The organism is Halomonas sp. LMYGS-3, from assembly GCF_059509875.1.
Map to the genome: position 1 here is coordinate 26,473 of NZ_JCAKFQ010000021.1, position 22,271 is coordinate 48,743.

General features: G+C 69.8%; 22 protein-coding genes. 4 read left to right on the forward strand and 18 right to left on the reverse strand.

From position 1 onward, the window contains the following. Positions 1–21: 21 nt before the first annotated feature. From AC5W54_RS16775 to fabV, 10 genes are all read right to left on the reverse strand, one after another. Positions 22–522 carry a GNAT family N-acetyltransferase gene (locus tag AC5W54_RS16775; RefSeq protein WP_495963242.1) on the reverse strand — a complete coding sequence of 167 codons (501 nt, stop codon included), beginning with the start codon at positions 520–522 and terminating at the stop codon, positions 22–24. 88 nt (positions 523–610) lie between these two features. Continuing rightward, complete coding sequence (gene astB / locus AC5W54_RS16780; protein WP_495963243.1) at positions 611–1,960, reverse strand: N-succinylarginine dihydrolase; 1,350 nt, start codon at positions 1,958–1,960, stop codon at positions 611–613. Next, positions 1,957–3,426 carry a succinylglutamate-semialdehyde dehydrogenase gene (astD, locus tag AC5W54_RS16785; protein WP_495963244.1) on the reverse strand — a complete coding sequence of 490 codons (1,470 nt, stop codon included), beginning with the start codon at positions 3,424–3,426 and terminating at the stop codon, positions 1,957–1,959. Before astD ends, astB begins: the two co-directional genes overlap by 4 nt. After that, positions 3,426–4,472 carry an arginine N-succinyltransferase gene (gene astA / locus AC5W54_RS16790; RefSeq protein ID WP_495963245.1) on the reverse strand — a complete coding sequence of 349 codons (1,047 nt, stop codon included), beginning with the start codon at positions 4,470–4,472 and terminating at the stop codon, positions 3,426–3,428. The genes astD and astA overlap by 1 nt, the downstream gene beginning before the upstream one ends. Further along, positions 4,472–5,545 (reverse strand): arginine N-succinyltransferase, encoded by a 1,074-nt coding sequence (locus AC5W54_RS16795; RefSeq protein WP_495963246.1) that lies wholly within the window; start codon positions 5,543–5,545, stop codon positions 4,472–4,474. The genes astA and AC5W54_RS16795 overlap by 1 nt, the downstream gene beginning before the upstream one ends. A 50-nt stretch (positions 5,546–5,595) precedes the next feature. Then, a complete protein-coding gene (locus tag AC5W54_RS16800; RefSeq protein WP_495963247.1) occupies positions 5,596–6,810 on the reverse strand; it encodes an aspartate aminotransferase family protein in 1,215 nt (404 codons plus the stop codon). Positions 6,811–7,053: 243 nt separating this feature from the next. Further along, positions 7,054–7,953 (reverse strand): DMT family transporter, encoded by a 900-nt coding sequence (locus tag AC5W54_RS16805; RefSeq protein ID WP_495963248.1) that lies wholly within the window; start codon positions 7,951–7,953, stop codon positions 7,054–7,056. 25 nt (positions 7,954–7,978) lie between these two features. Further along, on the reverse strand, positions 7,979–8,956 hold the full coding sequence (locus tag AC5W54_RS16810; RefSeq protein ID WP_495963249.1) for a GlxA family transcriptional regulator: 978 nt from the start codon (positions 8,954–8,956) through the stop codon (positions 7,979–7,981). 121 nt (positions 8,957–9,077) lie between these two features. Then, complete coding sequence (locus tag AC5W54_RS16815) at positions 9,078–9,290, reverse strand: hypothetical protein (RefSeq protein ID WP_495963250.1); 213 nt, start codon at positions 9,288–9,290, stop codon at positions 9,078–9,080. A 73-nt stretch (positions 9,291–9,363) separates the two neighbouring features. Continuing rightward, on the reverse strand, positions 9,364–10,575 hold the full coding sequence (fabV, locus tag AC5W54_RS16820) for an enoyl-ACP reductase FabV (RefSeq protein WP_495963251.1): 1,212 nt from the start codon (positions 10,573–10,575) through the stop codon (positions 9,364–9,366). 169 nt (positions 10,576–10,744) lie between these two features. On the opposite strand from fabV, the gene AC5W54_RS16825 reads away from it, so the two are divergent. Beyond that, positions 10,745–11,131 (forward strand): DUF7079 family protein, encoded by a 387-nt coding sequence (locus AC5W54_RS16825; protein WP_495963252.1) that lies wholly within the window; start codon positions 10,745–10,747, stop codon positions 11,129–11,131. Between the two features lie 11 nt (positions 11,132–11,142). Here the strand turns inward: AC5W54_RS16825 and AC5W54_RS16830 are convergent, their stop codons facing one another. The 5 genes from AC5W54_RS16830 to AC5W54_RS16850 form a co-directional block, all read right to left on the reverse strand. Then, on the reverse strand, positions 11,143–11,628 hold the full coding sequence (locus AC5W54_RS16830; RefSeq protein WP_495963253.1) for a glutathione peroxidase: 486 nt from the start codon (positions 11,626–11,628) through the stop codon (positions 11,143–11,145). Between the two features lie 128 nt (positions 11,629–11,756). Then, positions 11,757–13,886, reverse strand: a complete 2,130-nt coding sequence (locus tag AC5W54_RS16835) for a transglutaminase TgpA family protein (protein ID WP_495963254.1) — start codon at positions 13,884–13,886, stop codon at positions 11,757–11,759. After that, entirely contained in the window at positions 13,886–14,827 is a 942-nt protein-coding gene (locus AC5W54_RS16840; protein WP_495963255.1) for a DUF58 domain-containing protein, read from the reverse strand. The genes AC5W54_RS16835 and AC5W54_RS16840 overlap by 1 nt, the downstream gene beginning before the upstream one ends. Before the next feature lie 7 nt (positions 14,828–14,834). After that, on the reverse strand, positions 14,835–15,761 hold the full coding sequence (locus AC5W54_RS16845; RefSeq protein WP_495963256.1) for an AAA family ATPase: 927 nt from the start codon (positions 15,759–15,761) through the stop codon (positions 14,835–14,837). Continuing rightward, the gene (locus AC5W54_RS16850; RefSeq protein WP_495963257.1) at positions 15,758–16,303 is read right to left on the reverse strand and encodes an NUDIX hydrolase; all 546 of its coding nucleotides are present in this window, start codon (positions 16,301–16,303) and stop codon (positions 15,758–15,760) included. The genes AC5W54_RS16845 and AC5W54_RS16850 overlap by 4 nt, the downstream gene beginning before the upstream one ends. A gap of 120 nt (positions 16,304–16,423) precedes the next feature. Here AC5W54_RS16850 and AC5W54_RS16855 point away from each other — a divergent pair, with 120 nt between their 5' ends. Further along, complete coding sequence (locus tag AC5W54_RS16855) at positions 16,424–18,142, forward strand: acyl-CoA dehydrogenase family protein (protein WP_495963258.1); 1,719 nt, start codon at positions 16,424–16,426, stop codon at positions 18,140–18,142. Here the strand turns inward: AC5W54_RS16855 and AC5W54_RS16860 are convergent. After that, on the reverse strand, positions 18,082–19,311 hold the full coding sequence (locus AC5W54_RS16860) for an EAL domain-containing response regulator (protein ID WP_495963259.1): 1,230 nt from the start codon (positions 19,309–19,311) through the stop codon (positions 18,082–18,084). The two genes, AC5W54_RS16855 and AC5W54_RS16860, sit on opposite strands and share 61 nt — an antisense overlap. Positions 19,312–19,402: 91 nt before the next feature. Continuing rightward, complete coding sequence (locus tag AC5W54_RS16865; protein WP_495963260.1) at positions 19,403–20,026, reverse strand: LysE family translocator; 624 nt, start codon at positions 20,024–20,026, stop codon at positions 19,403–19,405. Positions 20,027–20,172: 146 nt separating this feature from the next. On the opposite strand from AC5W54_RS16865, the gene AC5W54_RS16870 reads away from it, so the two are divergent. Both AC5W54_RS16870 and AC5W54_RS16875 read left to right on the forward strand, forming a co-directional pair. After that, positions 20,173–21,156, forward strand: coding sequence for an ATP adenylyltransferase family protein (locus AC5W54_RS16870; protein ID WP_495963261.1), 984 nt, complete (start codon positions 20,173–20,175; stop codon positions 21,154–21,156). Positions 21,157–21,322: 166 nt separating this feature from the next. Next, positions 21,323–21,577, forward strand: a complete 255-nt coding sequence (locus AC5W54_RS16875) for a hypothetical protein (RefSeq protein ID WP_495963262.1) — start codon at positions 21,323–21,325, stop codon at positions 21,575–21,577. Between the two features lie 152 nt (positions 21,578–21,729). Here the strand turns inward: AC5W54_RS16875 and rnk are convergent, their stop codons facing one another. Further along, a complete protein-coding gene (rnk, locus tag AC5W54_RS16880) occupies positions 21,730–22,143 on the reverse strand; it encodes a nucleoside diphosphate kinase regulator (RefSeq protein WP_495963263.1) in 414 nt (137 codons plus the stop codon). Positions 22,144–22,271: the final 128 nt, after the last annotated feature.

The window sequence follows — 22,271 nt, forward strand, 5'->3', positions numbered from 1 at the left end:
TCCGGGCTCATGGGACAGCCGTCAGGTCGGCGGCGCCCCCAGGCGGCGGATCATGATGGTCACGTCCTCTCCCCGGTAGTTCAGTGCCTCGTGATCCCGCCAGCCCAGCCGGCGGTAGAGCGCCTGCCGATCCGGGGTGAACAGGTAGCAACAGGCGAGGCCGCTCGCCGCCACCTCGGCCTCGACCCGCCGGACGAGGCACGAGGCGATGCCCTGCCCTCGCCTTTCGGGCAGCACGAACACCGACGCCAACCAGGGGGTGAGCCGACGACGCACGCTCATGTCGTCGGCCACCAGGCTGGCCGTGCCCACCGGAGTCGCTCCCCCCCTCTCGTCATCGACCAGGGCCACGAACACCGACGGCACCCCGGCCGGGCCGCACTCCTCACGCAGTCCCACCCGCCGCGAGGTCGGTGTCTCGCCAGGCGTCAGGTGACCCCACTCGGCATGGGTCCAGGCCGCCACGGCGGCGATATGGGGCGAGTGGGGGCTCAGCCGTTCGATCCGCGGGGTGGCCGTCATCGTCGTCACTCCGTTGCATGTCGGCCCAAGATAACAGAAAGGCACCGGCCTGCCAGCGGGCGGACCGGGGCCTGGCGCGATAGTCGTCTCAACCCAGCTGGAAGGGATAGACGCTGCCCAGCTTCAGGATCCGGGCGAGTTCGTCCAGAGCGGTAAGTGTCTCCACGGCGAGCTGCGGATCGGCGAGATCCTCCGGTGCCAGGCGGTCGCGGTAGTGGCGCTCGACCCAGGCGGTGAGCTCACCGTAGAGCGCCTCGTCGAGCAGTACCCGGCCGGAGAGTGCGGCACGCTCGGCCTCGCTAAGCACCACCCGCAGGCGCAGGCAGGCGGGGCCGCCGCCGTTGCGCATGCTCTGCTTGACGTCCTTGACCACCACCTCGGCGATGGGGTTGTGGCCCGCGAGCAGATGATCCTGGAGGGTGCGCCACACCGCCTCGCGCTCCTGGCACTCGCCGGGCACCACCAGGGTCATGGAGCCGTCCGGGTTGCTGAGCAGCTGCGAATTGAACAGGTAGGACGCCACGGCATCGTCCATGCTCACCGCTTCCACCGGCACCCGCACCGGAATCAGGGGCGTGGCGAGCTTGGCGCGCAGCTCATCGAGCACCGCCTGCTCGTCGAGGAAGGCCAGCTCGTGGTAGAGCAGCACCGGGCCATTGCCCACCGCGATGACGTCGTTGTGGAAGACCCCGGCATCGATGGCGTCGGGGTGCTGCTGGGCGAACACCGTCTGGACCTCGGTCAGGCCGTGCTGGCGGGCCACCGCCTGGCTCGCCTCCAGGGTCTGGCGGGCCGGGAACCGCTTCGGTGCCACGCTCTCCTGCGCCCCCCAGCCGAAGGCCTCGCGGCCGTAGACGAACAGGTGTACGCCGGGCTCGCCGTGACCGTCGCAGAGCCGGGTGTGGTTGGCCGCCCCCTCGTCGGAAAACGCCGGGGTCGCGGGCAGCACCGGGTGATGGGCGAAACGCGCCTCGTCACGAAAGATCGCCGCCAGCACCCGGGCAGTGGTCGCCGGCTCCAGGAAGCGATGGAAGCTCGACTGCAGGTTGGCCGGGGTGAAGTGCACCCGCCCATCCGGGGCGTCGACGCTCGGCGTGACGGTGGCGGCATTGGCCGTCCACATGCTCGAGGCCGAGCAGACCGCCCGCAGCAGCTGGGGCGCCTCGCCCGCCGCCCGGGCCAGCACCTTGGCATCGCTGCCGGCGAAGCCGAGCGAGCGCAGCGCCCCCAGGTCCGGGCGCTGCTGGGGCGGCAGCACGCCCTGGGCGTAGCCGGCGTCGAGCAGCGACTTCATCTTGGCCAGGCCCTGCAGGGCGGCCTCCTTCGGGTTGGCCACCAGTCCCTCGTGGGTCATGGAGGCGACGTTGCCCAGCGCCAGACCCGAGTAGTTGTGGGTCGGCCCCACCAGGCCGTCGAAATTGACCTCACGGTAGTTCATAACACGACTCCCGGCGGCAGTTGATCGGGTAGATGCAGGTCTTCACTCTCCATCGAGGCCACCGGATAGGCGCAGTAGTCGGCCGCATAGTAGGCACTCGGGCGATGGTTGCCGCTGTCGCCCACCCCACCGAAGGGGGCGTCGCCGGAAGCGCCGGTGGTCTGGCGGTTCCAGTTGACGATGCCGGCCCGGATGCGCAGCAGGAAGTCGTCCCAGTCGGCGCGCTCGCCGCCGATCAGGCCGGCGGAAAGGCCATAGCGGGTGTCGTTGGCCAGCCGGATCGCTTCGTCCCAGTCGCGGTAGCGAATCACCTTGAGCAGCGGGCCGAAGTGCTCCTCGTCGGGCACCGCCAGGCCGGTGACGTCGATCAGCGCCGGCGTGAGCAGGCTGGTGCCCTCCTCGAGGCGCGCCATGCGCGACAGCACCACCCCGCCCAGGGTCTCCAGCTCGTCCTGGGCCTCGAGCAGGCCGTCTGCCGCTTGCGGGCTCACCAGGCCGCCATAGAAGGGGGCCGGCTCCGCGAACTGGCCGGCGACCCGCAGCCGCGAGATGGCGTCACTGAGGGCATCGAGCAGGTGATCGCCGACCTGCCCCTCGGGCACGATCAGCCGCCGCGCACAGGTGCAGCGCTGGCCACCGGACAGGTAGGCCGACTGCAGGATGGTCAGCACCGCGGCGTCCTGGTCGGGCACGTCCTTGATCACCAGCGGGTTGTTGCCGCCCATCTCCAACGCCAGGATCTTGTCGAACCGGCCGGCAAGCTGCCGATGCAGGATCCCGCCCACCCTGGCGCTGCCGGTGAACAGCAGGCCGTCGATGCCGGGATGGCCGGCGAGCGCCTGGCCCACCGGGGCGGCCCCCTGCACCAGGTTGATCACGCCAGCGGGGAGCCCGGCCTCCTGCCAGCACTGCAGGGTGAGGTCGGCGGTCAGCGGGGTCTGCTCGCTGGGCTTGAACACCACGCTGTTGCCGGCCAACAGGGCCGGCACGATATGGCCGTTGGGCAGGTGGCCGGGGAAGTTGTAGGGGCCGAACACCGCCATCACGCCATGGGGGCGATGCCGCAGCACCGCCGCCGCCTCGCCGAGATCGCGACGGCGCTCGCCGGTACGCTCCTGATAGGCGCGGATCGAGATCGCTACCTTGCCGATCATCGCCCCCACCTCGGTGCGCGCCTCCCACAGCGGCTTGCCGGTCTCGTGGGCGATGGCCGTGGCCAGGTCCTCGCGATGCGATTCCAGTACCCCGCGGAAGCGCTCCACCAGCGCCTGGCGCTGCGCGAACGGGGTGCGGGCCCAGGCCGGGAAGGCCCGCCGCGCCGCGTCCACCGCCGCCCCGACCTGCACCTCGCCGGCGGCGTTCCCGTCCCACAGGCGCTCATCGGAAACCGGGTCGTGCTTGGCGAAACGCTCGCCCTCGCCTTCCTGCCAGTGGCCACCGATCAGCAATTGCCGTCTCGCCTTCATCACGCCTCCTCCTCGCTGTCCAGTAGGCGCAGGGTATCGCCCGCCACGACCTCGAGCCGCCGCGCCTCTTCCTCGCTCAGTGTCACCACGCCATGTGCGTCGGGCCCGCGCCCCACCCAGGCGGACCGGAAATCCGCCATGCCGGTGGTCGCCGCCAGCCAGCGGGGGCGCGGGGCGGCGGGCTCGGCGCCCGCCTTGATCTCCACCCGGCACTGGCGCGACAGACGCACGCCGCGTACGTCGTCGATGTAGGCCTCCACCGTGGGGCCGCCGTCGAAGATGTCGATATAGCCTTCCCAGCGCAGGCCCTCCTTCTTCAACATCGCCAGTGCCGGGCGAGTCTGCTCGTGGACCTGGCCGATGCAGGCCCGTGCCTCATCCGAGAGGAAGGGGGTGTAGATCGGGAACTTGGGCATCAGCTCGCCGATGAAGCTCTTCTGCCCCAATCCCGTCAGGCGATCCGCTTCATCGAAGTCGAGCGGGAAGAAGTGACTCCCGAGGCAGTGCCAGAAGGGGCTCCTGCCCTGCTCGTCGAAGACGCCGCGCATCTCCGCCAGCACCTTGTCCGGGAAGCGGTCCCGGAACTCGGCCATGAACAGCCAGCGCATCATCGACAGCAGGGCGCCGTTGCGCTCATGTCGATGCTCGGGCCCGCGGTACGCCTGCCGCAGGAACAGCGAGGCCACCTCGGCATCGCCGGTGTGGTCGGAACTCAGGAACAGCGTATCGATGGTGCGGTGCATGTCGAGCTGTACCGAGGAGTGGGCCAGGGTGCCCAACCGGTAGTGATAGAAGGGCACCTCGCGCCCCACCTGCCCCTCGATGGCACAGCAGCCGGCCAGCCGGCCCTGGGCCTCGTCCTCGAGCACGAAGAAGTAGAGCCGCTGGTCCTTGGGGGTGCGTTCCTCGAAGGCACTCACCGCCAGGGCGATCTTGGCGGCCAGGAAGTCGCGGTTGTCGGGCAGCGAGGTGAAGCCCACGCCGGTTTCCCGGGCCAGGGCCTGCAGGTCGTCCAGGTCGCCTTCGGCAATGGGTCGAATGCGCATCACAGCTCCCCCTCGTCATAGCCCGGGTCGTGCTCGCCCGCCCCCGGCAGCGCCAACGGCGCGGCGAGCACGGCACGTCCCTCCTCCACCCCCAGCAGCTCGGCGTGTTCGGGCGAGAGCATCAGCTGGCCGGTGGGCGACAGCGCATAGCGCGCCACCACGCAGCGGAAGTCCGCCAGGCGCTGGTTGGCGACCATCGCTGGCTCGGCATCGGGCAGCGCATGCTCCGGGCGGATGCGCACCGGATGCCAGGCGGCCCGCCGGAAGCTGGCGAGCCGCTCGCGCTCACCCTTGATCACCGGGCCGGCATCGAAGATGTCCACGTGACGCGAGCGCAGGAAGCCCTCGGCCAGCATCTCGGCCAGGGCCTCCTCGTGGTCAGGGTGCTCGCGACCGATGGCGGCCCGGGCCTGGGGGGTGAGCAGCGCCAGGTAGAGCGGGAACTGCGGCATCACCTCGGCGATGAAGCTCTTCGAACGCACCCCGGCCAGGTAGTTGATCTCCTGGTAGTCGCGCACGAAGAAGTGGCGCCCCACGCTGTTCCAGAACGGCGATTCGCCACCGTCGTCCAGGAAGCCGGGGAAGGCCATCGCCAGGATATCGGCGAAGCGCTCCGGGTACTGGGCGATGAACATCAGGCGCGCCCGGCGCAGCAGGCTCTCGGCACTGGTCCCCTTGTAGCGCGGATCCAGCGACAGGGCGCACAGTAGGCTCGCCTCGGAGACCTCGTGGGAGAGCGCCAGGGTCTGCACCTCGCGACGCACGTCGAGCTGCTGCGAGGCGTGGATCAACGTCTCCTGGCGATAGGTGTAGTAGGCCTCGCGGGCCCCGGCCTGGGCGCGCACGGTGGCGGTGCCCACCACCTCGCCGCGCTCCAGGTCCTCGAGCACGAAGGTGTAGTGCTCGTCGCCGGGAAACTCCACCTCGTGGCCGAAGGCCTGGCGAGAGCGAGTGATGCGCTCCTCGAGGCGGTCGCGGTGGGCCGGCAGGTTGGTCAACCGCGGGGTGGCGGTTCCGGCCAGCCGCTCCAGGGCCGGCAGGTCGGCCGGGTGGACGGGACGTACGACCAGCATGGTGGGGCCTCCGGATCGGGATGCATCGTCTTCCATGGCGGGGCCGCGGCTCACTGCGCCGCCACCAGTCGCGCCACGGCCCGTTCGAGGCGCGCCATGCCTTCCGCGATGTCGGCCTCGGGAATCACCAGCGACGGCGCCAGGCGCAGCACGTTGGGTCCGGCGATCAACGCCATCAGCCCCTCCTCGAGGGCCAGAGGCAGGATGTCCTTGGCCCGCCCTTCATGGTCGGGCGCCATCTCCGCCCCGATCAACAGCCCCATGCCGCGGATCTCGCGGAACACGCCGTGCTTGCGGTTGATCGTCTCGAGGTGCTCGCGGAAGAGGTCGTGGCGCTGCTTCACACCCGCGAGCACCTCGGGGGTATCGATGAATTCGACCGCCGCGAGCGCCACCGCCGAGGCAAGCGGGTTGCCGCCGTAGGTGGAGCCGTGGGTGCCCAGGGTGAAGACCCCGGCGACGGCATCGGTGGTCAGCATGGCGCCCACCGGGATGCCACCGCCCAGTGACTTGGCGCTGGTCAGGATGTCCGGCGTCACGCCGTACTGCTGGTAGGCGTAGAGCGAGCCGGTACGGCCGGCGCCGGTCTGCACCTCATCGAAGATCAACAGGGCGTCGTGGGCATCGCACAGGTCGCGCAGCCCCTGGAGAAACTCCGGCGTGGCGGGCACGATGCCGCCCTCGCCCTGCAGCGGCTCGACCATCACCGCGCAGGTGTCATCGTCGATCAGGTCGCGAACACTGTCGAGGTCGTTGTACTCGCCGTGGACGATGCCGCCGGGCACCGGGCCGAAGCCGGCGGAGTACTTGGGCTGGCCGCCGACGCTGACGGTGAAGAGGGTGCGACCGTGGAAGGACTGCGCGAAGGAGACGATGCGGTGCTTGTGCTCGCCATGACGGTCGTGGGCCCAGCGCCGCGCCAGTTTCAGGGCCGCCTCGTTGGCCTCACCGCCGGACGAGCAGAGGTAGACCTTGTCGGCGAAGGTGCGCTCGACCAGGCTACGGGCCAGGGCCAGCGCGGGTTCGTTGGTGTAGACATTGGACAGATGCCAGAGCTTGCCCGCCTGCGCGGTGAGGGCCTCGACCAGCACCGGATGGCAATGGCCGAGAGAGTTGACGGCGATGCCGCCAGCGAAGTCGATGTATTCGCGCCCCTCCTGGTCCCACAGGCGGCTCCCCTCGCCGCGCACCGGGATCGCCTTCTGGGGGGCGTAGTTGGGCACCATGTAACGGTCGAAGTCGGCGCGGGTCGGGGTCTGGCTCATGTCGGTCTCCACTCCATCGGTCAGGAATCACTGGATGAGACTCGAGTATAGGGAGCGGCGTCGTGGGAAGCTTTCAGCAATGGGACCCCAACTTGTGAAAAAGCCGCGGGGGAAACGACCGGGCCGGGCCAGGTCGCCCGATGCCGCCGGTTCAAGTCGCCCGATGCCGCCGGTTCAAGTCGCCCGATGCCGCCGGTTCAAGTCGCCCGATGCCGCCGGTTCAAGTCGCCCGATGCCGCCGGTTCAAGTCGCCCGATGCCGCTCCGGCCGTGGCGAAATGGTGCACCAGACCCCGACGACGACCACCAGGCCGCCGATGACCTGGGCCGGCAGGATGCGCTCCCCGAGCAGCCACCAGGCACCGAGCATGGTGAAGACCGGCAGCAGGTTGAGGTAGATCGACGCCCGGGTCGGCCCGATATCGGCCAGGGCGCTGTTGTAGAGCAGCAGCGCCACCACCGACGGGAAGATGCCGAGATAGGCCAGCCCGGCCAGTTCCTCGCGGGTGAGCCGCGGGATCACCTGCCAGGCCCCTTCCATCAGGGCGATGGGGGCGAGCGCCAGGTTGGCGACGATCAGCATCACCAGCAGGCCGCCATAGCGCGGGAAGCGCGCCATGTGCTCCTTGACCAGCAGCGAGTACCCCACCCAGACGAGCACCGCGAGCAGCATGATCAGGTCGCCGGGGTTGACCCCGCCCGGCATGGCCACCATCCCGCTGCCGGCGGTGATGACGGCGATGGCCCCGGCCAGCGACAGCGCCACGCCGAACCATTGCAGCACCCGGAAGCGCTCGCCGAGCAGCAGCACGCTCAGCAGCAGGGTCACCACCGGGATCAGGCTCTCGAGGATGGCGACATTGGTCGCCGTGGTGAACTTCAGGGCGGCATAGATCAGCGCATTGAAGAAGGCCACGCCGGAGAGCGCCAACCCCAGCAGCGGTCGCCAGTGACGCCGGAACACCGGCCAGCCGCGCCTGGCCTGGTACCAGCCCAGCGGCAGCATGACCAGCAGGGCGATGAAGACCCGGCCGAGGGAGATGGTGAAGGGAGGCAGTGTCTCCAGCGCCTTGCCGACCAGGATGTTGCCGGCGAAGATCACCACGACCAGCAGCAGGAACAGATGGGGCCTCAGGGCAATCAAGCAGCCTCCCGGGGCGGATGCGTGTTCAGGACAGACGCTCTTCCCGCGGCGTCATGCCGAAGTGGTTGCGGTAGGCGGTGGAGAAGTGGGCCGCCGAGGAGAAACCGGTCTGCAGGGCGATCTCCCCGGCGGGGCGGTCGCTCTCGCGCAGCAGCTTGCGCGCCTGCTGCAGCCGCAGTCCCAGGTAATACCGGCTCGGCACCGCCTGCAGGTACTTCTTGAACAACCGCTCGAGCTGGCGCCGCGAGATGCCCAGATGCTCGGCAAGCTCATGGGTGGTGAGCGGCTCCTCGATGTTGGTTTCCATCAAGGACACGGCCTCGATCAGGCTCTCGGGGGCATGGCCCAGCCGCGAGCGCAGCGAGACCTGCTGGGGCTCGTCGCCCATGCGGATGCGCTCGAGCACGAAGTGCTCCGACACCCGCTCGGCCAGCTGATCACCCTGCTGGCTGCCGATCAACGTCATCATCATGTCCATGGCCGCGGTGCCACCGCCACAGGTCAGACGGTCGCGGTCGATCTCGAACAGCTGCTGGGAGAGCCGCACCCGGGGATAGGCGCGGGCGAAGGCGTCGAAGCGCTGCCAGGGCAGCGTGGCCCGGTAGCCGTCCAGCACCCCGGCCCGGGCCAGCACCTCGGTCCCGCCACCGATGCCGCCCAGCATCACGCCCCTGGCCGCCAACCGCTTCAACCACTCGAAGAGGGACTCGGGCACTCCCGACGCCAGTGGCCCCGAGGCACAGACCAGCAGCAGGTCGAGCCCGGCGAAGGCCTCGCCGGCCTGCCCATGGGGCAGCAGTACCTGCTGGGAGCCGCTGGTCACTGGGCGGGCGTCGAGGCCGAAGGTGGTGAGGCGATAGAGGGTCCGGCCGGCGAGCTGGTTGGCCACCGCCAGTGGCTCGGTGGCGCAGGCCTGGGCGAGCAGCGAGAAGCCGGGCAGCACCACGACACCGACGTGCCGCGTCAGGGTCGGCGTGCGCGAAGGAGAAGCGGAGTCGGACATGCGAAGCGGAGCCTTGGCCGGGCAAAGGCTTATCTTACCCAAGGCCGGAGCGAACCACAGCCCCGCCGCGCAACGGTTCGGGATCAGGCGCTACCGGGACGGTCGGCCCGGTAGCGGGAGGTCAGTCGAGGCCGCCGCTGAAGATCAGCATTGCCGCCACCACCAGGCCGAGGACGACGATGACGATGGGCAACACGCGATGGAGCCCGTGGGAGGGGGCCTTCGCTTCGGGTTGCTCTTCATCCGGCTCGGGGTTGTCATAGTCCTCCGGAGTGCGCTGTCCCATCACGTGCGCGCGTTCTTCCTCCGGGGTCTTGCTATCCCTGGTATCCATACGGACCTCCTGCTCATCCCGTCGATGGGTGGCAAGGCACGTGGCCGACGCGACGCCGGGTCAGGGTGCCCGCCTACAGGTTTACGACATCGAATTCCACCACGGGATCCACATCGGCGTCATAGTCCACGTCGTCGCGCTCGAACCCGAACAACTTGAGGAATTCGTGCTTGTACCCAGCATAGTCGGTTATCTCGAACAGGTTCTCGGTGGTCACCCGCGGCCACAGGGCCTTGCACGCCTGCTGGACATCATCGCGTAGCTCCCAGTCGTCGAGGCGCAGGCGGCCGGCCTCGTCGGTGGCCATCCTGCCGCCCCGCCCTTGAGATGAATAGAGACGCTCCCCGAACAGGCGGTTGAGCTGCTCGATGGTGCCCTCGTGCAGGCCCTGCTCCTTCATCACCTTGTAGACCATGGCGATGTAGAGCGGCATCACCGGGATGGCGGCACTGGCCTGGGTCACCACCGACTTGAGCACCGCCACGTTGGCTCCCCCCCCGCTGGCCTTGAGCCGGGCGTCGATCTCGCCGGCGGCCCGGTCGAGGTCCTCCTTGGCCTTGCCCAGGGCGCCGTGCCAGTAGATCGGCCAGGTGATCTCGGTCCCGATGTAGCTGAAGGCCACGCTGCGGGCGCCAGGGGCCAGCACGCCGGCCTTGTCCAGGGCATCGATCCACAGCTCCCAGTCCTCGCCGCCCATCACCGCCTTGGTGTCCTCGATCTCCTGCTCGGTGGCCGGCTCGACCTCGGCCTCGATGATGGTGTCCTTGTTGGTGTCGATGGCGGTGGCACGGTAGGTTTCGCCGATCGGCTTGAGGCTGGAGCGCTTGAGTTCACCGCTGTCGGGCAGCTTGCGCACCGGCGAGGCGAGCGAATAGACGACCAGGTCCACCTGGCCCAGGTCCTGCTTGATCAACTCGATGGCCGTGTCGCGCGCCTCGTGGGAGAAGGCGTCGCCGTTGATCGACTTGCTGTAGAGCCCATCGGCCTTGGCGAACCTGTCGAAGGCGGCGGCGTTGTACCAGCCGGCGGTGCCGGGCTTCTTCTCGGTGCCCGGCTTCTCGAAGAACACGCCGAGGGTGTCGGCACCGTAGCCGAAGGCGGCGGTGATGCGAGCCGCCAGGCCATAGCCGCTGGACGCCCCGATCACCAGTACCTTCTTCGGCCCGGCACTCTTGTCCAGGCCACGGGCACGGGTCGTCTCGATCTGCTCGAGTACGTTCTTCTCGCAGCCGACGGGGTGGGTGGTGGTGCAGATGAAACCGCGAACCTTGGGTTTGATGATCACGACAGACCTCGCTGATGGGTGTCGGGCAGGGCACCGGGCCTCGCCCGTTGATTCGGATTGGCAGTGGCCACATTCTAGCGACCGTGCCCCATCCTGTCCGCCCTTGAGCCGCGCTCTCTGCTGGGGCAGGATGCACTTCCCGGGCACGACCTCTTGCTGGAGGCACGATATGGATGCACAGACCCTGGTCGACGAGCGCGGCGAACTGTGGCTGACGCTGGCATCGCTGTGGCTCGAACGCGAGCCCGGCGAGCGCGACTATGCCCACATGGTCGAGGTGATCGAGCGCCACGAGCTGACGCTGCACGAACTGGAGTGGGTCTTCCGTCTGGAACTGGCGCCGGTGCTGGCGCGCCATCAGATGTCGGTGGCCGGCGAATGGCGCCAGTTCGACGACCACAAGCTGATGAAGCAGCTGGTGGCCCACAACCTGCGCCTCAAGGGCTGGCGCCGCAAGAGCTGGGCGCTGTTCTCCGGGCTCACCACCATGATGACGCGTCACCGCTGGAACGAGCTGATGGTGCGGCTGATGGTCGAGCGCGGCGAGATGCCCTGACCGAACGACCTTCAGGGCTCATCGAGGGCCTTTTCCAGGGCCTCTCTCAGCTCCGCCTCGCCGTCCCGGGGCGAGAAGCGGCGAATCACCCGGCCATCGCGGCCCACCAGGAACTTGGTGAAGTTCCACTTGATCAGGGTGGTTCCGAGCATCCCAGGCGCCTCGTGCTTGAGTTCCACGAACAGCGGGTGAGCGTCGGCGCCGTTGACCCGGACCTTCTCCATGAGCGGAAAGCTGACCCGGTATTCCCGCTCGCTGAAGGCGCAGAAGTCCAGCGCCGACTCCGGCGTCTGGTGGCCGAACTGGTTGCAGGGAAAGGCCAGGATGGTGAACCCCCGGTCGCGATAGCGGCGATAGAGCCGCTCCAGCTCCCGCAACTGAGGGGTGAAGCCGCAGCGACTGGCCACGTTGACGATCAGCAGCACCTGGCCGCGCAGGGCACCGAGGTTGAAGGGCTCACCGCGATAGTTGCGGCATTGATGGTCATGAATGGACATGATCGAAACTTCAGCCGTGATGAGACCAACGATGCCACGCCCGCAGGCCGGACGCCAGCCTCTCCCCTTCTCGGGCGCTTTTCTCGCCAGGAATGGAGCGCCACGAAACGCGCCCCTGGCAGAGCGCCTCACGACGAGGCGGGTATCCCGCGCCGCCTGAGACGCCGACGCACCTCGGCCACTCGGCGGGCCAGTCGACGTTGCCGCTCGCGGCGCTCCGCTCTTCCCAGCGGGGCATAGGCCAGCCGTTCGAGATGGCGGGCACACTCCTCCAGCGCCGGGCCAGCCGCTCCCGCCCGAGGAGCGATGCGCCGCAGGTGCGCCGCCGGGGACTCGCCGGGTGCCGGCCCCAGGCCCCGCCGCGCCAGCCAGGCCTGCAGGGCCAGCAGCAGGGCCCGTTCATCGCGACCGTGCCGATGCTGCCGCCAACCCCAGCGGAGCAGCCACGCCAGCCCAGCCAGCCCTCCCGAGGCGGCCAGCAGGGTCAGGCCGGCCGTCAGCCTCCCCCGCCCCGGCGAGATCTCGACGAACCAGGCCCAGAGGGCCTCGAGTCGCTCGCCGATCCGCCCCATCAGCGCGGCGCGCGATGCGCGCTGATAGCCGATCACCCCGCGCTGCCAGCGATACTCCAGGCGCTCCCACTCCAGGCGCAGGGGGTTGGCCCAGCCCAGCTCCCGCAGACGCAGCGACGAGAAGGGCGCATCGGCGAGGAAGGCCTCCCGACCGTCGCGGATCGCCTGGGGCCCCTCCTCGATGCGTTCCGGGGCGATCGCCGCGGTGGGGTCCAGGCGCTGCCAGGCCCCGTCCAGCCACACCTCGGCCCAGGCATGGGCGTCGTAGTCGCGCACCGTGAAGTGACCGTCGGGATGCCGCTCGCCGCCCAGGAAGCCGACCACCACCCGGGCCGGCATCCCCACCGCCCGGGCCAGTACCACCATCGCCGAGGCGTAGTGGGTGCAGTAGCCGGCGCGGCTCCCGAACAGGAACTCGTCGACCCGGTCGGCGGAAGTCAGCCGTGGTGGCGAGAGCGTGTAGCGGAACGGCGCCTCACCGAAGCGCGCCATCACCGCGGCGAGGAAGGCGTGGGCATCGCCGCCACTCTGGCGCCACAGATGCTCGGCCAGCTCCCGGCTGCGCGGATTGCCCTCTGCCGGCAGCATCGCCTGCCAGGCGGGCCCGGCCGGATCGGGGCTGGACGGTGCCGCGCCACTGCTCGAGAGGCGCAGCAGGCTGCGGGAGCTCAGCGGCATCGTTCCCTCGAGGGTGCCGTCGGCGAGAAAACGCTGTCGGCTGTCGCTGATCAATGGCGTCCCCAGCGAAGGTCGCCAGGGCCGGCTGTCGGGTTCGAGCAGCAGTTCGGCGGTGAAACGGGGCGTACCCCCCGCCTCCCAGGGGGAACGCTGCCCCTCCTGTACGAAGTGCTCGACCGGGCGTCCCAGGGCGGTAGAGAGCTCACGCGGCGTGGCTCGGTACCAACGGATGCCGTCGAAATGGGAGAGGGTATAGACCCGCCAGTAGCGCTCATGGGGGGACGGCTCGCGACCCTCGAAACGCGCCCGGAAGGCCCGGGCATCGCTGCGCGACAACTCGGCGATGTCGCCGGGAGCGATCTCGTCGGTGAGGCCGGTGGAGGCCCGCTCCATCTGCGGCAGGCTCCACAGCGGCCCGACCCGCGGAAAGGTGACGAACAGCAGCGCCATCAGCGGCGCCGAGAGCCCCAGCAACCAGAGTGTCTCCCGCCACGCCTGGCGTGCCCCGACGGCACCGCTCAGCCACACCAGTGACTGCACCAGCCAGGCCAGCGCCAGCAGGGCGGCACCGGACATGAGGAGGCCCTGGTCGTGCAGGAAAGCCACGGCAGTAGCGATCATGCCGATCATCACCACCACCCGGGCATCGCGGCGGTCGTGGGTCTCGAGCAACTTGAGCAGATAGACCCCGAGCAGCAGGCCGATCAGGCCATCCATGCCGTACAGGGTGCCGAACTCCAGCCATAGCACCACCAGCAGGCCTGCCACGGCGGTGAGCCGCAGCAGCATGCCGGCCCGTGGCAGGCGGCGTCGCAGCTGCAGGTATCGGTAGCCCGCCACCGCGACGGCGAGCCCGGCCAACCAGGCCGGCATCCAGGGCAGATGCAGGAGCAGCACCAGGCACTGGCCGACGAACAGTTGACGCAGCATGGCCGCGCTCAGGGCGCGGCCGTCGGCCAGCACCGCCGGGGCCGAACCGAGGCCCTTCCCGGCGCGGCGGCGACGCATCAGCCCGCCGCCCCCGGGTCCGGATCGAAGCGCGCCAGCGCCTCCAGGGCCAGCCGCCGCTGGCGGGTCCCCTCGCCCTGGGCCAGGGTCAGGCCGGGCAGGCGCAGTCCAAAGCGGTCACCGGCCCGATGGTGGGCCAGCACCCGGGCACAGAGCACGGAGAGGCGTCGCTCGACATCGCCCTGACAGGCGTCGTAGTCGAGCCACAGCTGCTGGCGAGGCGGCACGCTGAAGGCCTTGGCGGCAAGCACGCCGGTGCGGCTCCACTGCTTCCAGGCCAGCCGGGCGGGGCTGTCACCGGGTTCGGCGCGGCGTAGTCCGGCGAAGTCGCTGGCGTCCAGGCCGGGGCCGGCGCGGCGGTGCATCGGCTCGTCCTCGCCGAGCGGGCGGGGATAGACCAGCAGCCGGTCGCTCGGTTCGAGCCAGGCCAGTGCTCGCACCAATCCCAGTGGCCAGCGGCTCTCGATGCGCAGCAGGGGGAGCGGCTGCACCCCGCGACGGGGCGCCGCCAGCGCCAGGGTGGTCTCGCCACGCCCCTCGGGCAGTTCCGCCCGCGCCGAGGCCTCACCGGCATGCAGCGCCAGGGCGCTCCGCGACCGCCCACCCTCCAGGCTCACCCCGAGGCGGGCCTCCTGTCCGGCGAAGACCTCCTCGGGCAGGCGCAGGGCGACCCTCACCCCGAGCAGGTTGCGCCAGGTTCGCAGCAGCGCCACTACCCCCAGAGAGAACAGCCAGAACGCCAGCGCATAGGCGAGGCTGTTCTGGTAGTTGATACCGAACAACACCAGTACCACCACCAGCACCACCCAGCCCAGCCCGAAGCGAGTCGGCAGCAGGAACAGGCGCCCCTGCGGCAGGGGCGCTTCCAGCGGCGCCGTCAGGCGACCGAGCCAGCGCCGGCGCAGGCGTTCCCGCCAGCTCGCGGCGCCCCGCACCGACATGGCGACGCTACCCCATCACCGGCACGCGGGCGAGCAGATGGCGCGCCAGGGCCTCGCCCTCCTCGCGCCGCCCGCTGCTGAGCCGATGCCCTGCCACCGCCACCCAGACCGCCTGGACGTCCTCCGGGAGCACATGGTCACGCCCTTCGAGCAGCGCCCAGCCCCGGGAGGCCTGCAGCAGCGCCAGCACGCCACGGGTGGAGAGCCCCCAGGCCAGCTCCGGGTGCTCGCGGCTGGCCGTCGCCAGCGCCTGGACATAGTCGAACAGCGCCTCGGCCACGTGGATGTCGGCCAGGCGTGCCTGCCAGGCCAGCAGCCGCTCGGCATCGAGCAGTACCGGCAGCGACGCCAGCTTCACCCGACCGGCCTGGCCGCGCAGGATCTCCCGTTCGGCACGGGGGTCCGGGTAACCCAGCGAGAGCCGCATCAGGAAGCGGTCGAGCTGGGACTCCGGCAGGGCGAAGGTCCCCGCCTGCTCCTGGGGGTTCTGGGTGGCGATGACGAAGAAAGGGTCGGGCAGCGAGCGGGTCTCGCCCTCCACCGTCACCCGCCCCTCCTCCATCGCCTCGAGCAGGGCGCTCTGGGTCTTGGGCGTGGCACGGTTGATCTCGTCGGCCAGCACCACGCCGTGGAACACCGGGCCGGGATGGAAGGTGAAGCATGCCTCGCGGGGATCGAACACCGAGACCCCCAGCACGTCGGCGGGCAGCAGGTCGCTGGTGAACTGCAGGCGCTGCATGTCAAGCCCGGTGACCCGTGCCAGGGCCTGGGCCAGGGTGGTCTTGCCCAGGCCCGGCAGGTCCTCGATCAGCAGGTGGCCGCGGCACAGCAGGCAGCAGAGCGCCAGGCGCACTTCCCGGGACTTGCCGAGCACCACCCCCTCCAGGGCAGCGATCACCGCCGCGAGGCTGTCGATACGTGCCTGGCGATTCATGGCACCGGCTCCAGACCCTCGGCCGCGAGCAGCGCCTCCACCGCCTGGCGGGTGTCGGGCGTCACCCCCTCCAGGGCAAGGGCCTCGGCGGGCGGCAGCCAGAAGGCATCGGCGACCTCCTCGGCCTGCAGCGTCAGGGGGCCGTCATGATCGACCCGAAAGAGGCTGCCGAAGATATGATGGCCGCCCTGGGCATGGACGAACTCCAGCACATGCTGCAGCGGCACGCCGCGAATGCCCAGTTCCTCGGCCAGTTCGCGGCGTGCCGCCACATGGACCGCCTCGCCGGCTCCCACCACGCCACCGGCGGCAAGGTCGAGCCCGCCGGGGAAGACCTCCTTGGTCTGGGTGCGGCGTTGTACGCAGATCTCGCCACGGCCGTTGCGCACCACGATGTAGGTGGCCCGATGCCAGAAGCCCAGGCGGCGCATCTGCACCCGGGGAGCGCTGCCACAGGGACGGTTGCGGGCATCCACCAGTTGGATGCTCTCGTCGGCGATGAGCGGCGCGGGCAGCGCCTCGGGCCGGAAGGCGTCGGTCATGGCATTCTCCCTGCGAAATGTCTTCAGCCTAACCAGTCCCGCCGACAGCGTCACGCGCGTTGACCCGGCGGCGCCCGCCCACCATGCTCGAAAGAGGCAGGCACCACGGAGCGCTCGCCCATGTCCGACCATGCCCCCCGCGCGCGACTGGCCACCCACGAGGTGACCAATCAGCCCCTCCCCGCCGGAGATCGCGACCTGCTCGCCTCGGATCTGCCCCTGCGCGAGGCCCTGGCCCGGGACGCCCCCGACTGGGTCGCCAGGCGCCTCGCCGCCCTGGGCCGCGAGACGGGCAGCGAGCGGGTCCAGGCGCTGGGCGAGGCGGCCAATCGTCACCCGCCGGAGCTGCGGCTCTTCGACCGCCATGGCCGACGCCTCGACGAGGTGCACTACCACCCCGCCTACCACGAACTGATGCACCTGGCCATCGACCACGGCTGGCACGCCGTGGCATGGCAGGAGGAGGGCCGCGGCGGCCACCAGGCCCATGTCGCCGCCCTCTACCTGCTGACCCAGGCCGAGCCCGGTTTCTGCTGCCCGATCACCATGACCCACGCCGCCATGCCGGTGCTGCGCCAGTCGTCACGCCTGGAGTCACGCTGGGCCAGCGGGCTGCTGGCCTGGGATTACGACCCCCGCGCCCTGCCCGCCGCCGACAAGAGCGGGCTGACCTTCGGCATGGCGATGACCGAGAAACAGGGCGGCAGCGACGTGCGCAGCAATTCCACGCGAGCCGAACCCCTCGCTGCCACACGAGCCGACCCCCTCGCCGCCACGCGAGCCGAATCCCTCGCCACCACCCGTGCCGCCCCCGCTGTCGACGGCTGGCGGCTGACCGGCCACAAGTGGTTCTGCAGCGCCCCCATGTCCGACGCCTTCCTGACCCTGGCCCGCAGCGACGAAGGCCTGAGCTGTTTCCTGGTGCCGCGCTTCACCCCCGACGGCGAGCGCAACGCCATCGAGCTGCAGCGGCTCAAGGAGAAGTGCGGCAACCGCGCCAACGCCTCGGCGGAGATCGAGTATCGCGGCGCCTGGGCCGAGGCAGTGGGCGAACCGGGCCGCGGCGTCGCCACCATCCTGGCCATGGTCCAGCAGACCCGCCTCGATGCCGCCACCGCCCCGGTGGGGATGATGCGCCAGGCGCTGGGCGAGGCGTGGCGCCACGTCCGCGAGCGCCACGCCTTCGGCCGCGCCCTGGCCGAGCAGCCGCTGATGCGGCTGGTGATCGCCGACCTGGCACTGGAGGTCGAGGCCGGCCTGGCGCTGGTGATGCGCACGGCGAGGGCCTTCGACGGCATGGCCCAGGAGCACGAGCGCGCCCTGGCCCGGGTGCTCCCGGCATTGGCCAAGTACTGGCACAACAAGCGGGGGCCGGGCTTCATGGCCGAAGCCATGGAGTGCCTGGGTGGCATCGGCTACGTGGAGGAGACGCCGCTGGCCCGGCTCTACCGCGAGGCGCCGGTGAACTCGATCTGGGAAGGGTCGGGCAACGTGATCTGCCTCGACCTGCTGCGGGTGTTCTCGCGTCACCCGGAGGCGGTGGCCGCGCTGCGCACGGAACTCGCCCAGGCACAGGGCCAACAGGCCGACTTCGACCGCGCCCTGGCCGGGCTGGAACGCGACCTGGTCCGCCCCGCGGAGGAGCTCGAGTCCCGGGCACGCTGGCTGACCCAGCGCCTGGCCCAGTGTCTGCAGGCTTCCCTGCTGCTGCGCCATGCCCCGACCGAGGTGGCCACGACCTTCTGCCGCGCCCGGCTCGGTGACGAGGCCGGACCCGCCTACGGGATACTGCCCAGCGACGCACCACTGGCGGCGATCCTGGCGCGGATCGGCAGTTGAGTGCGAGCGAGCTCGGGGATCGCCTCGGCCGGCACCGGCCGTGACAGGCCGAAGCCCTGCACATGGGTGCAGCCGAAGCGCTCGAGCAGCGCCAGACAGCTCAGCTCCTCGACCCCTTCGGCCACCACGCGGATGCCGAGCCGGCGACCGAGCAGGGCCACCGCCTCGACGATGGCGGCATCCTGGGACTCCTCGTGCAGGTGACGCACGAAGCTGCGGTCGACCTTCAGCTCGCTGATCGGCAACAGCTGCAGCCGCGACAGCGAGCTGAAGCCCACGCCGAAATCATCCACCGAGACTTCCATGCCGTTGAGGTGCAACCGGGCGGCGACCTCGCTGCCCAGCAGCTCGTCGTCCATGGCCGCGGTCTCGGTGATCTCCAGCACCACCAGCGGCGGCTCGCCCGGCGCACGGTGCCGGGTCAGCGCCAGCAGGTCGGGACACATCAGGTCATCGGCGGTGACATTGACCGACAGCGACAACAGCAGGCCCATGCCGCTCCACTGTTCGGCATCGGCCAGGGCCTGCTGCAACACGTGACGGGTCAGGCGCTTGCTCTGGGCGGGGGTGAGCAGCGGCAGGAAGCTGGCCGGCCCGAGCAGCCCGATCTCGGGATGGGCCCAGCGCACCAGCGCCTCGACCCCGCTCAGGCGGCCCGAGGCGAGTTCGAACTGTGGCTGGTAATGCACGGTGAGCTCCCGTCGCTCGAGGGCCCGTTCCAGCTCCTCGGAGCTGAAGACCGGGTCGCCCTCGACCTCCGCCGGCGCCTCGCGGCCGACCCGCAGGCTACCGAGCCGCTGGCGTAGCTCGGGCAAGCGCATGGGCTTGTCCAGCGAGCCCAGCATCTGCAACCCCAGGGTCCGGCCGACGCGCTCGGCGATGCGCACGATCTTGCGCTCCACCCCACTGAGCAGCAGGACCCGCCCCCGATAGTCGCGCTCGGCCAGCCGTCGCAGCATGGCGATGCCGTCCGGCTCGCCGAACTCCAGACCCATGACCACCAGTTGCGGCTGACACTGGGCGATCTCGTCCAGCAGCAGGGCTCCCTGCCGGTAGTAGCGACTCTCCATGCCCAGTACGTGAAGCTGATGCGACAGGACGGCGGCCACGTCGGGGTCTGTTTCCAGAACCACCGCCAGTGCCCGCGTCTTGTTCGACAGATCGTTCATCGGCAGGATTTCCGGTCAGGCAACAGGCTTGAGCGTAGCACCGACACCGGGAGGAGACACCTGCAGAAACTGCCCTGTATCAACGTTCCCGTCATGAGCCGCCGAGCGGTCCGGCCACCACCCGCAGTGCCAGCGCCAGCAGCAGCACCCCGGTGATGCGATTGATCCAGTGGGCCCGGGTCTGCAGCCAGGGCAGTACCCGGGAATGCGACAGGCTCACGGCCACCAGCACGTACCAGCCGCCATCGATGACCATCGCCGTGAGTACGATGACGGCCTTGGCCGCAACACTCATCTCCGGGGTGACGAACTGGCTGAGCAAGGCGACGAAGAACAGGATCAGCTTGGGGTTGCCCAGCGCCACCAGCACACCCTCGCGGGCGGCCTGGCGCTGGGTGGTAGCCATGGCGGACGTCTCGAGGGCCCCGGCGCGCCCGGCGCGCAGCGCCTTGAGGCCGAGCCAGGCCAGGTAGCCGGCCCCAGCCCAGGTGATCGCCTGGAACAGCAGAGGAAAGCGCACGACCAGTGCCCCCAACCCCCACACGGTCAGCAGCGCATAGAAACCGACGCCAAAGGCATGGGAGACCGCCGCCGCCACGCCCGGCGCGCGCCCGCCCCCCAGGGTGTGACGCAGTACCAGGGCCAGGCTGGGGCCCGGTGACATGGCGCCCATGGCACAGATCGCCACCAGAGACATCCATAATGAAAAGGGCATGCACCGCCTCCTGAATCCCGGGCATTGCCTGAAAGGTCGGCAAACGCAGGTCGTGTCATGACGGCATCGACCAACAAAAACAGCCCCCCACCCGCGCGAGGTGAAGGACTGGCGTCGTCTTGCATCATAGGGCTTTGGTCCCGGCTTTGATAGCCCTGCCGGGGGTACACCCGTCAGGGAGGAACGGCATAAACGATCTCTGGACACGCACCCGCCAAGTGAGCGAAGCGGCCCTGGCCAGCGGTGTGCTGCAGCCCATCGCCACCGAGTGCCTGACGCTGCACGAGCACGGGGTCCCCTTTGCGATCCGGGTCCTCGCCAGCCTGGCCGACAAGGAGCGGGCCCGGGAACGGCTGACCCGTGCCGAACGGCAGGATGTCGATCCCTTCCTGCCGCCCGACCCGGCGCTGCTGGTCAGCGAAGCGGGGCCGGCGCACCTCTGTGTGCTGAACAAGTACTGCGTGATCGAACACCACCTGCTGCTGGTCACCCGCGCCTACGAGCCCCAGCATCGGGCGCTGAATGCCGCGGACTTCGCCGCCCTCGCGGCCTGCCTGGCCGACGGCCCGGCCCTGGCCTTCTACAACAGCGGCCCCGAGGCCGGGGCGAGCCAGGCACACAAGCACCTGCAGTTGCTGCCACGCAGCGACGCCATGACGCTGCCCTTCGAGCCGCTACTGACGCGGGCGGCCACGCGGGGCGCGTCCGTCGCGCCCGAGCTGGCGTTCACCCACCGGCTCGTCGCGCTGCCCGACGGGCTGCTCGCCCGACCGGCGCAGGCGGCGGGCTGGCTGCATCGGTGTTATCGGGAGCTGCTCGAGGCGCTGCAGCTGGCGGTGGACGCCGACGGCAGCGTGACGCACCCCTACAACCTGTTGCTGAGCGAGAGCTGGCTGATGCTGGTCCCGCGCCGGCGCGAGCGGGCGGGGACGGTCTCGATCAACGCCCTGGGCTTTGCCGGTGCTCTGCTGGTCAAGCGTCGGGAGCAGGCCGAGGAACTGTGGCGCGCGGGGCTGATGCAGGCCCTGGTGTCGGTGGCCGGCTGCCCCCGAGATACCGCTCTCGGGAGCACCCGATGCGGCGGCTCACGGCGCCCCTCGCCGACCGGAAAGCCGAGGAACACAGGGTAAGGGAACAGTGTTTACAAACACTGTTTTTATACTACCCTGAGGATAGGAACCATGTCAGGCGCAGGCTCGACTCCCGCCGGCAACAGGCCGCAAGAGCCTCGCCTGCAGATCAGGAAAGCACCCTGCGCCAGCACCCGGCACAGGTTGCTTGAGGAGGGAAGCCGTCATGACCATCAGCCTTGTCATCCCGCTCGCCCCCAACTGGCAGCACGTCCATGCCGACTGGTGGCAGGACGATCAGGGCAACGACATCCATCGCGTCGAGATCGATGACGACGCGCTTTACCACTGCCACCTCGCCGGATCGCCGCTGCCGTGGGATGCCGTGGCCACCAGCCTGGACGAGGCCATAGCAGTCACCTCGAAGGCCTCTCGGCATGGCCGGCGGGCAACGCCGCGATGCTCCGCCAGGCCGAGGTAGCCGGCCCGGGTAAGCGCCTGGAGCAGCGGCGGGACGTGCACGACCAGCGCCCAGACCGCCGCCAGGGCCATCCCGTGTGAAAATGGCAGGCATCACCGCCTGCCCCCGGCACGCTCCGAAAAGTCGGCGAACGCAGCCGTGTTGTGGAAAACCTAACGGTGAAACTGTCCTTCCCGCTCCGGCTGCCACAGGATGGCATCGATGCGCAGCCTGGCCTCGCCGCCATCGGGCAGCGGCCAGTCGATGACATCGCCGATGCGCAGGCCGATCAGGGCCGCCCCCACCGGCGCCATCACCGAGATGCCATCCTCGCTGCCGGCCAGCGAATGCGGATAGACCAGGGTACGGATCATCCGACGGTTGCGGGTCAGGTCGGTGAACTGCACCCGGCTGTTCATGCTGACGACATCCTCGGGGATATCCTCGGGGTCCAGCACCTCTCCCCGCTCGAGCTCCTCTTCCAGGCACTCGGCGACAAAACGATCCTTCTCGCCCGCCTGGTCGATCAGACGTTGCAGCCGCTCGGCATCGAGCCGGTTGATGATAATGGGGGGACGCGACGACATGGGAACTCCTCGAACCGATCAACGGTATCTTGATGCTGTGCTTGCCAGCCAACGAAAAACAGCCCTCCCCCCGAAGCGGGGGAAGGACTGCGATGCCCCTACACTACGCCATTCCGCCGCACCTGGAC

Coding starts and splice junctions, on each gene's coding strand:
- AC5W54_RS16855 (WP_495963258.1), top strand. CDS start 16,424: ATGTCCGACCATGCCCCCCGCGCGCGACTGGCCACCCACGAGGTGACC.
- AC5W54_RS16825 (WP_495963252.1), top strand. CDS start 10,745: ATGGATGCACAGACCCTGGTCGACGAGCGCGGCGAACTGTGGCTGACG.
- AC5W54_RS16860 (WP_495963259.1), bottom strand. CDS start 19,311: ATGAACGATCTGTCGAACAAGACGCGGGCACTGGCGGTGGTTCTGGAA.
- AC5W54_RS16830 (WP_495963253.1), bottom strand. CDS start 11,628: ATGTCCATTCATGACCATCAATGCCGCAACTATCGCGGTGAGCCCTTC.
- AC5W54_RS16850 (WP_495963257.1), bottom strand. CDS start 16,303: ATGACCGACGCCTTCCGGCCCGAGGCGCTGCCCGCGCCGCTCATCGCC.
- astD (WP_495963244.1), bottom strand. CDS start 3,426: ATGAAGGCGAGACGGCAATTGCTGATCGGTGGCCACTGGCAGGAAGGC.
- astA (WP_495963245.1), bottom strand. CDS start 4,472: ATGCGCATTCGACCCATTGCCGAAGGCGACCTGGACGACCTGCAGGCC.
- AC5W54_RS16775 (WP_495963242.1), bottom strand. CDS start 522: ATGACGGCCACCCCGCGGATCGAACGGCTGAGCCCCCACTCGCCCCAT.
- AC5W54_RS16815 (WP_495963250.1), bottom strand. CDS start 9,290: ATGGATACCAGGGATAGCAAGACCCCGGAGGAAGAACGCGCGCACGTG.
- rnk (WP_495963263.1), bottom strand. CDS start 22,143: ATGTCGTCGCGTCCCCCCATTATCATCAACCGGCTCGATGCCGAGCGG.
- AC5W54_RS16810 (WP_495963249.1), bottom strand. CDS start 8,956: ATGTCCGACTCCGCTTCTCCTTCGCGCACGCCGACCCTGACGCGGCAC.
- AC5W54_RS16845 (WP_495963256.1), bottom strand. CDS start 15,761: ATGAATCGCCAGGCACGTATCGACAGCCTCGCGGCGGTGATCGCTGCC.
- AC5W54_RS16840 (WP_495963255.1), bottom strand. CDS start 14,827: ATGTCGGTGCGGGGCGCCGCGAGCTGGCGGGAACGCCTGCGCCGGCGC.
- AC5W54_RS16800 (WP_495963247.1), bottom strand. CDS start 6,810: ATGAGCCAGACCCCGACCCGCGCCGACTTCGACCGTTACATGGTGCCC.
- AC5W54_RS16865 (WP_495963260.1), bottom strand. CDS start 20,026: ATGCCCTTTTCATTATGGATGTCTCTGGTGGCGATCTGTGCCATGGGC.
- AC5W54_RS16835 (WP_495963254.1), bottom strand. CDS start 13,886: ATGCGTCGCCGCCGCGCCGGGAAGGGCCTCGGTTCGGCCCCGGCGGTG.
- AC5W54_RS16875 (WP_495963262.1), top strand. CDS start 21,323: ATGACCATCAGCCTTGTCATCCCGCTCGCCCCCAACTGGCAGCACGTC.
- AC5W54_RS16795 (WP_495963246.1), bottom strand. CDS start 5,545: ATGCTGGTCGTACGTCCCGTCCACCCGGCCGACCTGCCGGCCCTGGAG.
- astB (WP_495963243.1), bottom strand. CDS start 1,960: ATGAACTACCGTGAGGTCAATTTCGACGGCCTGGTGGGGCCGACCCAC.